The sequence below is a fragment of the Verrucosispora sp. ts21 genome (assembly GCF_002879555.1).
In the GTDB taxonomy this organism is placed as follows: domain Bacteria; phylum Actinomycetota; class Actinomycetes; order Mycobacteriales; family Micromonosporaceae; genus Micromonospora; species Micromonospora gifhornensis.
Genome location: NZ_PNOZ01000124.1, coordinates 1 through 11,405 on the forward strand (window position 1 = coordinate 1; position 11,405 = coordinate 11,405).

The 11,405-nt window shown below is 71.7% G+C and carries 11 protein-coding genes; 4 read left to right on the forward strand and 7 right to left on the reverse strand.

The annotated features are described in order from the left end of the window. On the reverse strand, positions 1-1,062 hold a 1,062-nt coding region (locus C1A38_RS29325), incomplete at its 3' end, for a TRM11 family SAM-dependent methyltransferase (RefSeq protein WP_102660934.1). A 116-nt stretch (positions 1,063-1,178) separates the two neighbouring features. Continuing rightward, complete coding sequence (locus tag C1A38_RS29330) at positions 1,179-2,369, reverse strand: snapalysin family zinc-dependent metalloprotease (protein WP_102660926.1); 1,191 nt, start codon at positions 2,367-2,369, stop codon at positions 1,179-1,181. 232 nt (positions 2,370-2,601) lie between these two features. On the opposite strand from C1A38_RS29330, the gene C1A38_RS29335 reads away from it, so the two are divergent. The 4 genes from C1A38_RS29335 (at position 2,602) to C1A38_RS29350 (ending at position 6,409) form a co-directional block, all read left to right on the forward strand. After that, a complete protein-coding gene (locus C1A38_RS29335; protein ID WP_102660927.1) occupies positions 2,602-3,216 on the forward strand; it encodes an AMIN-like domain-containing (lipo)protein in 615 nt (204 codons plus the stop codon). A gap of 115 nt (positions 3,217-3,331) precedes the next feature. After that, the gene (locus C1A38_RS29340) at positions 3,332-4,012 is read left to right on the forward strand and encodes a response regulator (RefSeq protein ID WP_102660935.1); all 681 of its coding nucleotides are present in this window, start codon (positions 3,332-3,334) and stop codon (positions 4,010-4,012) included. Between the two features lie 13 nt (positions 4,013-4,025). Next, positions 4,026-5,474: an ATP-binding protein gene (locus C1A38_RS29345; RefSeq protein ID WP_102660928.1), complete on the forward strand. Its 1,449-nt coding sequence runs from the start codon at positions 4,026-4,028 to the stop codon at positions 5,472-5,474. Beyond that, on the forward strand, positions 5,471-6,409 hold the full coding sequence (locus C1A38_RS29350) for a Gmad2 immunoglobulin-like domain-containing protein (protein WP_102660929.1): 939 nt from the start codon (positions 5,471-5,473) through the stop codon (positions 6,407-6,409). Before C1A38_RS29345 ends, C1A38_RS29350 begins: the two co-directional genes overlap by 4 nt. A gap of 33 nt (positions 6,410-6,442) precedes the next feature. On the opposite strand, the gene C1A38_RS29355 is transcribed toward C1A38_RS29350, so the two are convergent. From C1A38_RS29355 to C1A38_RS29375, 5 genes are all read right to left on the reverse strand, one after another. Beyond that, positions 6,443-7,411 carry an ion transporter gene (locus C1A38_RS29355; protein ID WP_102660930.1) on the reverse strand — a complete coding sequence of 323 codons (969 nt, stop codon included), beginning with the start codon at positions 7,409-7,411 and terminating at the stop codon, positions 6,443-6,445. A gap of 198 nt (positions 7,412-7,609) precedes the next feature. Further along, complete coding sequence (locus tag C1A38_RS29360) at positions 7,610-9,136, reverse strand: FtsX-like permease family protein (protein WP_102660931.1); 1,527 nt, start codon at positions 9,134-9,136, stop codon at positions 7,610-7,612. Further along, entirely contained in the window at positions 9,133-9,888 is a 756-nt protein-coding gene (locus C1A38_RS29365; RefSeq protein WP_102660932.1) for an ABC transporter ATP-binding protein, read from the reverse strand. The genes C1A38_RS29360 and C1A38_RS29365 overlap by 4 nt, the downstream gene beginning before the upstream one ends. Further along, a complete protein-coding gene (locus C1A38_RS29370) occupies positions 9,885-10,427 on the reverse strand; it encodes a PadR family transcriptional regulator (RefSeq protein WP_102660933.1) in 543 nt (180 codons plus the stop codon). The genes C1A38_RS29365 and C1A38_RS29370 overlap by 4 nt, the downstream gene beginning before the upstream one ends. Positions 10,428-10,505: 78 nt before the next feature. Then, positions 10,506-11,387 carry an alpha/beta fold hydrolase gene (locus C1A38_RS29375; RefSeq protein WP_233197100.1) on the reverse strand — a complete coding sequence of 294 codons (882 nt, stop codon included), beginning with the start codon at positions 11,385-11,387 and terminating at the stop codon, positions 10,506-10,508. Positions 11,388-11,405: the final 18 nt, after the last annotated feature.

Genomic DNA, 11,405 nt, shown 5'->3' on the forward strand with positions numbered 1-11,405 from the left:
CGGCCAGCAGTTGGTGGCCGAGGCAGACTGCGAGCGTCGGTCGGCCGTCGCGCGGACGATGGCCTGGTCGACGCGGTGGGACAGGGTGCGCCAGGGGCCGTGGTCCAGGACTGTGAGACCGGCGGCGGTCAGGTGTTCGGCGGCAGCCTCCCGGCTGGCCACGTTGGTGTTCCAGGAGATGCCGAGAGCGCCGCCGGGGCGCAGCAGCCGCGCCCAGCCCGGCACGGCCGCGGCGAGCAGGGCGAGGGGGTCACGGGCCAGACCGTCGGCGGTACGGCTGCCGTGCTGCACGCCGTACGGCGCGTCGGCGACCACCAGGTCGACGCTCTCCCGGCGGAAGAACTCCCCGATCCGGGTGGTGTCGGCGTTGACCACGTCCACGGTCTGCACGTCGCCGGCCTTGTGCGCCTCCTTCGAGGCCGCCACCTCCAGCCGCAGTCGCCGGCCGACCACCTTGCGTTCCCGGCGTACCGGCCCGGACTCCAGCACCCGGTGCTTGACCCGCTTGCGCTTGAGCCAGGTACTGAGGAACGTCTGGTACGCCTCGAAGTCCTTGCTGTCGCGGTCCAGGCCGGCGGCGTCGAAGCCGTACATCATGGCCTGGTTGACCGTGGTCCCCCGGCCGCACAGCGGATCGATCACCCGGAACCGCCGGGTCAGCAGCTCGTCGGCCCAGGTCGAGGCGAGCAGCGTGACGTTGAGCAGCAGCTTGGTGAACTGTTCGTTGGTCTTGCCCGGGTACTTCTGGATGGTGACCAGGTCGTCGTCGTAGCGGTCCAGCCGGGTCAGCGGCACCGGACGCAGCAGATCGTCGACGAACTCGAAGATCGCGTACGCGCTGGACAGGTTGCTCAGCAACGCCACGTCCCGCTCGCCCAGCCCGCCCTCGACACCGAACGTGACGTACGGAACCCCACCGACGGTGGTCGTCTCCACCGCCCCGAGTCGCCCGCCGAGCACCGCCCCGCCGAAGATCTCCAGCTCCGCCCGCGTCAACTCGACAGCCGCCCCCGAGTACACCCGGTTACTCGACGGCAGAATCAGCACCCCATACCGTTTCACGACCAGCCACTATTCCACGGCGGCACCTGCCGGCCCCCGCCGCCCTGCGTAAGCGGCGTGGTGCCCGCGAGTCCTGTCCGGGCTCGCGGGCACCAGGTGATCGAGCGGTGTCAGGGTCAGGCGGGCAGGCCGCCGACCTGGGTGTTGATCCAGGAGCGGATCGAGGGGAGGTCACCGTAGATGGACGGGGCGGTGGCGCAGGTGGAGCTGTTGTTGCCGGCGCGGCTGGTCGCACCGATCACGTTCCACACACCGTTGATCTTCCGCACCTGCGGGCCACCCGAGTCGCCGTAGCAGGCGCCGGCGTTGCCGTTGGTGTTGTTGGTGCAGATCTCGTACGGGCCGTTGATGCCCAGGCACCGGCTGTCGGCCACGATCGAGGTGTCCAGCTCGTTCGCGACGGTCGGCGCGGAGCCGCAGCCGCGGGGTGCGCAGGTCTGGCCCCAGCCGATGATCCGGGTGGCGGTGCCGACCGCACCCGAGGTGGTCGGGATCGGGGCCGGCGCGTAGCTGACCGAGCTGGAGAGCTGGAACAGCTTGACGTCGATGCTCGGGTGGTTGACCGCCCGGCTCACCCCGACGACGGTGCCGCCGCTGCTGCGGTTGATGCTGCCCACCCGCACCGACGAGGGGGTCGAGCAGTGCTTGGCGGTGACCACCCAGTTGGCCTTGATCAGGGTGCCGGTGCAGCCGGAGGTGTAGACCAGCCAGGGGTAGTTCTCGGTGGCCGGGCGCCCGTTGACCACGAGCGTGCCGATACCTCCGGCCTCGTCCCCGGTCCAGGTGTACATCTCGGCGACCTCGGCGGTGCTGCGGCTGCCGGCGAAGAGCTGGTTGACCCGGCTGGCCTCGGCGGCGCTGGGGTTGGCGTTGGTGCAGGAGACCGGCGCGCTGCTGCCGGACATCAGGTCGGAGCAGAGCCCGGTACGCCGGTCGGGCAGCCCGAGGATGTGACCGAACTCGTGGGTGGCGATCCGGGTGCGGTGGTAGCCCTGGTTGACTGCCTGCCAGCCCATCCAGATCCGGCCGGAGCCGAGGCCGGTGACCTGCGCCCGGGGCCAGCCGGTGTCGACCAGGATGGTGACGTTGGCGGGGGTGCCGGGCACCAGCCGGACGTTGCTGACCTTGCTGTTCCAGATCTGGGCGGCCTGGTCGAAGTTGGTCCGGAACTCGCCGGCCCGGCTCGCGTCGTAGTAGACGGTTCGGGCGGCGGAGGCGCTGGTGGCGGTGGCCACCTGCAGCCCGGTCGCGGTCAGCACCGCTGCCAGCGCGACGGTGGCCGCGCGCAGCAGTCTGTGTCGGATCATCTCGTACTCCCCTGCGGATACCCGCGGCACATCGACGCACCGCGATCGATGTCCGTGGATATTAGTAGACATCAGTCAATAGATGTCATCACGGAAGTGTCATACCGCCTGCACCGGCTGTTGCCCGGCTGTTACGTCCCGGTGAAGGCGCGGTGGCGAAGCGTGTCGACGGTGGACTCCACGAGCATCACCGACCCGCGCGGGCGGGCCGGCAGCGGAGAGGAGATCCACGATGCGAATCAGCAGAACTCTCGCCACCTTGACGGTGGCGTGCGCCGTCCTCCTGACCACCGCCGGGACAACGGCAACCGCCGGCACGACGACCACCGCCGGCACGACGAACACAGCCGGTACAAGAGCCGCCGCGACCGGCGAGCCGTACTGCGGAATCACCTGGGGCAGCGGGGACAAGGTGGCCGGCACGCTGAGCGACGCCCCGTTGACCGAGGTACGCACCGGACGGCACGACTGCTACGACCGGGTGGTGTTCGAGTTCGACGGGACGGTCACCGGCTACTCGATCGGCTACGGCGAGACGTACACCGAGGGTGAAGGGCTGGCCCTGTCGCCGTACACCGCGGGTGGCGCGCTGCTGCGGGTGTCGCTGCGGGCGCCCGCGTACGACGACGAGCACCTCGCCACCGTGCCGTACCGGGTCGGTGACCATGTGGCCAACGTGCTGCGCTACCAGACGCTGCGCGACGTGGTCTTCGGCGGCAGCTTCGAGGGCTACAGCACCTTCGCCGTCGGCGTACGGGCCCGGCTGCCGTTCCGGGTCCTCGTGTTGGCCGGGCCGGGCACCCACAGCCGGATCGTCCTCGACGTGGCACACCAGTGGCAGCAGTGACCGGGCAGGGGCAGTAGTGATCGGCAACTGGGGCGGGTGTCCGGCGTTCGGGCACCCGCCCCCGACCGTCGCGGCGAGCGACGACCGGGGTGAGCAGGACTACCCTGGGTACGTCATGGACGGCCGCGTGCTGGTGGTCGAGGACGACGCCTCCATCAGGGAGGTCACCGCCCTCGGGCTGCGCCGCGCCGGGTTCCGGGTGGACACCGCCGCCGACGGTCGACAGGGTCTGGCCGCCTGGCGGGCCGGGTCGGTCGATCTGATCGTGTTGGACGTGCTGCTGCCGGGCCTGGACGGTCTGCAGGTGTGCCGGGAGATCCGGCGCAGCAGCGCGGTGCCGATCCTCATGCTCACCGCCCGCACCGACACCATCGACGTGGTGGTCGGGCTGGAGTGCGGCGCCGACGACTACCTGCGTAAACCCTTCGACCTGCCCGAACTGGTGGCCCGGGTACGGTCGCTGCTACGCCGCTCCGTCGCAGCACCCGAGCCGGGCCCGCTGCGGATCGGTCGCCTGGAGATCGACCCGGGCGCCTTCGTGGCCCGCCGCGACGGTCACGAGCTGCCGCTGACCGCCACCGAGTTCCGGCTGCTGCTGGAGCTGGCCCGCCGCCCGGGTCAGGTCTTCACCCGCGAGCTGCTGCTGGAACGGGTCTGGGAGCAGGGCTACCTCGGCGACAGCCGGCTGGTCGACGTGGCCGTGCAGCGGCTGCGGGCCAAGATCGAGGACGATCCGGCCAGTCCACGCCTGATCCGCACCGTACGCGGTGCCGGCTACAAGCTGACCGCGAGCTGAGCGGGCGACGGCGATGGCCACGGACCCGGTACGTCCCGGCCGGCTACGTCGCCGCCTGACCGTCGCGTTCGTACTGGTCGCCGGGGTCTCCGCCGGGGTGCTCGCCGGCGGGTCGTACCTGCTGCTGCGGCAGGCCAGCTACGACGCCTCGCTGCACGCCGCCGCCGCGGACGCCCGGTACCGGCTGGTGCTGGCCGGGCAGTTCCTGCCGTTGACCGAGCAGCGCCGCACGGAACTGCTCACCAGCTTCGAGGGCAGCGGCCAGCACGTGGTGCTGGTCACCGGGGACGTGTGGCCCTCGCATCCGCAGCACGCGCCGACACTGGGCGAACCGCTCCGGGCCACCGTCGCGGCCGGGCAACTCGGCTACCAGCGCAGCGACGGGCCACCCCGGCTGCTCGTGGTGGGCGGGCGGATTCCCGGCTCCACCGCCGAGCTGTACGTGATCACCGGCGAGGACGACGTCGCCGCCGGCCTCGATCGACTGCGCAACGCCCTGGCGGCCGGCTGGGTCCTGGTGACGGTGCTCGCCGCCGCGATCGGACACACCCTCGCCCGGCGCACCCTGGAACCGGTCGGGCGGGCGAGCCGGGCCGCCCGGGCGATCACCGAAGGGCTGCTGGCCACCCGGCTGCCGGTGCGTGGCCGGGACGAGTTCAGCGCCTGGGCCGCCTCGTTCAACGAGATGGCGGAGGCGTTGCAGGCGAAGATCGTCGCGCTGCGCCGGGCGCAGGATCTCCAGCGGCGTTTCACCGCCGACGTCGCGCACGAGCTGCGTACCCCCGTCACCGCTCTGGTGGCCGCGGCCTCGCTGCTGCGCGAGCACCTCGACCAACTGCCCGGCGACGCCCGACGCGCCGGTGAGCTGCTGGTCGACGACGTGGTCCGGCTGCGACGCCTGGTCGAGGACCTGATGGAGATCTCCCGACTGGACGCCGGGCAGGAGGCCGTCGTGGTCGCCGACGTGGACGCACCGGCCCTGTTGCGCGCGATCGTGGCGACCCGAGGCTGGCAGGGCCGGGTCGAGGTCGACGACGAGCCGGTCTGGCTGCGCACCGACCCGCGCCGACTGGAACGGGTGCTGGGCAACCTGATCGCCAACGCGGTGCAGCACGGCGACGGCGAGATCCGTGCCCGGGTCACGCGGGCCGGTGACCGGGTGTTCTTCGACGTCGACGACCAGGGGCCCGGCATCCCCGCCGTACACCTGCCGCGCCTGTTCGACCGCTTCCACAAGGTCGACCCGGCCCGCTCCGGCGGTGGCAGCGGGCTCGGCCTGGCCATCGCCCAGGAGAACGCCCAACTGCTCGGCGGCCGGCTCACCGTGCACAGCGCCGCGGGCAGCGGCACCCGGTTCCGTCTCGACCTGCCCGACCGCCTCGACCTGCCCGACCGCCTGGACGCCGGCACCGATCGGTGTGACGCGGGCTCGTCGGACGTCACCGCCGGTGGTGCCGGGTGAGCCGGCACCCGGTCGGCGCGGCGGCACCGTGGCGGTTCCGACACCTGTCGGCCGTTGCCGTCGTGGTGCTGGTCCTGGCCGTGGGATGCGCGCCGTCACGGTCCGGATCGCTCGGCCCGGCACCGGCCGTGCCCGCACCCACCACCGGCGTACCCACCACCGCCGCCGTGCCCGGCGGGCCCGCCAGCGTCGCTTCGTCGGCCGCCACCGCCACGACCGCCGCCGGCACCTCCGCTCCCCCGCCGCCGAGCGTCGGGCCCGTGGCCAGCAGCCGGCCTGCGAACCTCACCCTGGAGCTGTGGTACGTCCGGGACGGTCGTCTCGCCCCGACCCGTCGTACCCGCCCCACCACCGTCGCCACCTCACGGCTGGCACTTGCCGAGCTGGTCGCCGGACCGAACCCGGCGGAGGCCGACGCCGGTCTGGTCACCCTGCTGACCGCATCTGAGGTGAGCCGGATCGAGGCCGGGGTCGCCACGGTACGCCTGCCCGATGCCCCCGATCCGGGCACCGCACGGCTGCGCGAGGCGCAGGTGGTCTACACGCTCACCCAGTTCCCCACCGTCCGGCGCGTCGCCTTCGGCACCGCGGCACCGGCCGGGCGCGTCGACTACGCCGACCTGCTGCCCGCGATCGTGGTCACCCACCCGGTCATCGGAGACCGGGTGACCAGCCCGGTCACCGTCAGCGGCAGCGCCGACGTGTTCGAGGCGACCGTCAGCGTCCGGGTACGCGACGCCACCGGCCGACAACTGGCCACCGCGTTCACCACGGCCACCTGCGGCACCGGCTGCCGGGGCGGCTACCGGGTCACCGTCGGCTACCGGCTGGACCGTGAACAGCCCGGCACCATCGAGGCGTACGAGGTGTCCGCCGCCGACGGCAGCCCCACCAAGCTGGTCTCCGTACCGGTGACGTTGGCCGCCACGCGGTAGCGCCGAGCGTGCCCTGGCGCTTTGCGGTGATGGTCAGCGGCGTTTGCGGCGGCCTCTGGTCCGGGACCGCCTGTCCACCTGCGGCTTGGACAGCACAAGCGTGCCGGCCTCGGCGGTCACCCGGCCGGTGGCCGGCGGACCGATAAGCTGCTGCTCGGGCAGCCGCCGTTCGAGGTCGGTGATGATGGCCTGCACCCGGGCCAACTGCTCGCGGACCGACGGTTCGTCCTCCGGGTGTCCATCGGTCGGGCGACCGCTCCGCTGAGCGGCTACCTGCTCGTCCTGGTGCGCTTCCTGCAGAGCGGTCAGCACCAGACCCACAAGCAGGTTGGTGAGCAGGTAGCAGGCGGCCACCATGTAGGAGACGTAGTACAGCACCGCCCAGCCGGTGACCTCCCGGCCGGCCTGGAGCGTGTCGGTGATGCCGTCCAGCGACAGCAGCAGGAACAGGGTGAGCATGGCCTGCCCGACGCTGCCGTACTCCTGCGGGTAGGCGGTGCCGAACAGCATCCAGCCCAGCATCGCGTACCCGTACAGCAGCAGCGCGGTGACCAGCAGGAAGCTGCCCAGCCCGGGCAGGCTGCGCCGGATGCCGACCAGGATCACCCGCAGGCTCGGGAAGAGCCGGAACGCCCGGACGATGCGGGCCAGCCGCAACAGCCGCAGCAGGGTCACGTTCTCCCGGACGCCGGGCAGCAGCGGCGCGGCCACGATCACCAGGTCGAAGACGTTCCACCGGTCCCGGAAGAACCCGCCGGGAGCCGGCGCGTGGGCACCGAAGCGCACCAGCAGTTCCAGCACGAACAGGGTGAGACAGACGTACTCGACCGTCCGCAGCGCGGTCCCCACGATTGCGACGACCCCGCCGTACGTCTCCAGGCCCAACGCCATCGCGTTGACGATGACCACGGCGAAGCTGGCCAGGTTGAACCAGGAGGCGCCGACGAGGGCCTGGCACCGGGCGGCGAGCCGGTGCAACGGACCACGGACAGTACGCGTCATCTCACTCCTCGTCGGCTCATGACCGGACGGCAGCCTATGACACCCCTGGACCGCTTCCGCACCCGGATCGACCACAAGGGACAGTTCCCTGGTCACCCGCTGTGCCGGCCCCCGACGGCACCCCAACGCCTTGACCGCCGGGGCGGGGCAGCCGGCATCACCGGCCACCCCGCCCGCCCAGCCAGCCGCCCTGACTGCTCAGCCGGCACGCAGTTCGGCGGGATCGGTGGTGGAGCGCTGCATCAGCACACTCGCCCCGATCACCAGGAGCACGGCCAGCAACGCGACAGACATGACCGCCCCGACCTCGGCCCACGGCACCGAGGTCTGGAGGGTGTGGGTGACCTCGCGGTACTCCAGGTGACGCTCGGCGTCCGGCCCGGCACACTCGGCCGGGGTGCCGACGCAGACCGTCCGGCTCCACCCCGCGGTGGCGGTGGTCGTGAACGCGCGCATCCCGAGCATCCCGACCATCCCCGCGATGGCAATGCCGGGCACCGCCGGCAGGAGAACCCGCCAACACAGGGCACGGGCCAGCACGGCGCGCGGCGTACCACCGGCGACCAGGGCGGCGATGGCCCGTCGGCGGGCGACGCCGGATTCGACGAGGGCGATCAGCAGGGTGAGCGCGGCCACCCCGATGAGGCCGATGAGCACCGTGTTGACGATGGTGTGGACGTCCGAGCGGAAGGCGGCGGTGCCGCTGAGATCCAGTGGCGGCCGGTCGTAGCCGAGGGCCGGGTCGAGCATCGCGGCGGTCCGCACCGCCACGTCGGTGACCAGCCAGGAGTGCAGCATCATCGCGGCCGCGCCGAAGGCGGTGACGACCAGGATGACGGTGAAGCTGCGGCTGCCGGCATGCGGGTCGGCGAGGATCTGCCGGGCCGCGATCAGCGCGCTGGGCCGCCGCGTGACCCGCAGCAGCAGCCGGGCGCTGTGGTAACCGATCCAGGCCACCGTGAACATCAGGCCGAGCAGCATCACGACGGTGCAGCCGAGCAGCGCGATGACGAACAGGTCGTCGCGGTTGGCACCGAACCCGCCCTGCCGGACGTATTCGCTGCGCATCGCCGCGTTGATCGCCACCAGGCCGAGCAGGCCGATCCCCAGCAGCAACGTGGGCCAGGCCCGTACCGGCTGTTGCCGGCTCTGCCGCAGCACGCCGAACGGGGTGATCGCCACTCGACGCAGCAACGCGACGGTGAGCAGCGTGGCCAGCAGCGGCACCCCTACCGCGATGGCGACGATCGCCGTGACGGGCGGCAGCACGTCCGTCGGCAGGGGCCGTACCCCGGCGAGGTCCGGGCGGTCGAGCAGCACCCGCCCGACGAAGTAGCCGGCCGTGCCGGCCGCCGCGCCGATCGTCGCGGCCAGCCCGGTCTCCACGGCGGCGACCCAGGCGATCTGCCTCGGCGTCGCGCCGGCCATCCGCAGGGCCGCGAGCCGACGGTTACGCGCCGGCGCGCCGAGCCGGGCACACTGCCCGACCAGGAACAGGACCGGGATGCTGAACAGCAGCATCGCCACCGCGACGTTGAGCAGGAGGCCCGGTTGGGTGAGCATCCGGTTGTGGTACCGCCCGGCAGCCGGCTCGATGCTGAGCACGGTGGCGCAGCAGAGCAGCACCAGCACCGCGATCGCCGCACCGGCGGCGGTGACCGGCACCCGGGCCCGGTCGCTGCGGGTGCCGACGAAGGCCAGACGGAACAGGGTGCCCGGTCTCACCGCACCTCCCCGCGGAGCACGACCCGATGGTCACCGTCGCACCGACCGTCGCTGCTGTTGTCCCGGCCGTAGTTGTCGCTGCGACCGTCGCTGTCCACGCGGCCGTCGCGCATGGTGATCTCTCGGTCCGCGTACGCGGCCACCTGCGCGTTGTGGGTCACCACCAGCACCGTCGTGCCGTGCTCACGGGCCAGCCGGACCAGTTCCACCATCACCTGCTCACCGGCGAGGCTGTCCAGCGCCCCGGTCGGTTCGTCGGCGAAGAGCACCTGCGGTTCGGTGACCAGAGCACGGGCCAACGCCACCCGCTGCTGTTGACCGCCGGACATCTCGCCGGGCCGCTTACCGGCCAGGTCACCCACGCCCAGCCGGTCGAGCAGCGCCTGTGCTCGTACCGCGGCGTCCCGGTAGCCGAGGCCGCCGAGTTGCAGCGGCAGGGTCACGTTCTCGATCCCGGTCAGTTCCGGCACGACCTGACCGAACTGGAAGAGCACCCCGAAGACGGTACGACGCAACCGGGAGCGCTCCGCCTCGCCGGCGGTGCCGATCTCCCGCCCCTGGAACCGCACGCTGCCCCGCTGCGGAGCCAGGATGCCGGACAGGCAGTGCAGCAACGTCGACTTGCCACAGCCACTCGGGCCGGTGACCGCCACGATCTCGCCCTTGTCGATGCTCACCGAGACGTCGCGTAGGGCTGCGGTCGGCCCGTACCACTTCTCCATGTGCTCGGCGTGCAGAATCGGTGCGCTCATGACCGTACCTCCGAGCGAAGCTGACCGATCCGGTCCAACGTGGTCGCCATCCAGCGCAGGTCGGCATCGAGGTGATTGAGCAGGTAGTCGGCGGCGGCCAGTTCCGTCACCGAGGCGCTGCCACCGGTCTTGACGGCGGTCAACTCCCGCATCCGGGCGAGGTGGGCGGCGCGCTGCGCGGCCAGGTACGACCGGGCGGTCACCTCGTCCGGGGTGGCGAGCAACGCGACGATGACCTTGACGAACAACTCGCCCGACACATGCACCGCGGGCGGTACGGCCCGACTCAGCCACCCGTCCAGAGCGGTCCTGCCCTCCGGCGTGAGCCGGTAGGCCACCCGATCCGGCCCACCGACGCGCTGGTGGGCCGCTTCCACGATGTACCCGTCGCGCAGCATCCGGGCCAACGTCGTGTACAGCTGCCCGAAAGCCAACGGCCTGACCCCGAGCAGCCTGCGGTCGTGCTCGTGCTTGAGCTCATAACCATGGCTGACCCCCTGAGCGGCAAGGACACCAAGCAGCACATGTGCGGTCGACATCACCCCACTATTCCTTGTGGGAATAGTGCCGGTCAACCCTGCCCCCAATCGACACCTGAGGAAGCTGGTTTGCCGGAGTCAGCCGCGCGCTGCGAAATCGCGCGGCTCGGAGGTCAGGAAGACACGGATGGCCTCGGAGATGGCGGGCCAGTCCGCGCCGAGTTCGAGGAAGTGACTGTCGGACCGGCTCTCGACCAGTTCGGCCCGACGGATCGCGGTGGCCAGGTGCTCGGCGTCGTCGAAGGAGACGGCACCGTCGTGCCGGCTGGCGATCACCAGTGTCGGCTGCCCGATCTCGGCGGTGACGTCGGTGTAGGGTCGCAGGTCCTGACGGAAGCCCGCACCGGAGCGCATCGCCGAGAACAGGGCGATCAACGTGGCGCGATGCTCGGGCCACATGCCCGCGAGCAACTGCCGGGGCGGCACGGTGGACAGCCCGCCGAGCAGCATCCGCAGGCCGGTGTCCGGTGCTCGACGCAGCAGCCGGCGCAGGCCACCCCAGGTCAGCCGCTCGGCAACCGGTGAGAAGATCAGGTTCGCCAGTAACCGCTCACGACGCCTCGGCCAGTGCGGGCCCTGGGAACACTGGAGGATCAGCCGCTCGACCAGGCCAGGGTGGCGGGCAGCGACGGCCATCGCAGTCGGGCCGCCGGCGGAGATGCCGAGCACGGCCGCGACCTTGTCGATCCCGAGGTGCCGGCAGAGTTCGGCGGTGACGTCCGCGAACCCCGCTCTGGTCGTACCTGTCGACAGCGGGGTCCGCCCGTAGCCGGGACGCGACGGCGCCAACACGGTGATCCCCGCGTCGACGAACACGGTCTCGTCCCAGACCAGCCCGGCCCGTAGATGCCCACCGTGCAGAACCACCACGACGGTGTCGCCCCTCCGATCCAACCGGTACTCCACCGCCCCCGAACCAAGGCGTGCCACCGTCGTCGAACGCTGCACCGAACCCCCCACCACCCCACCCTAGGCCGC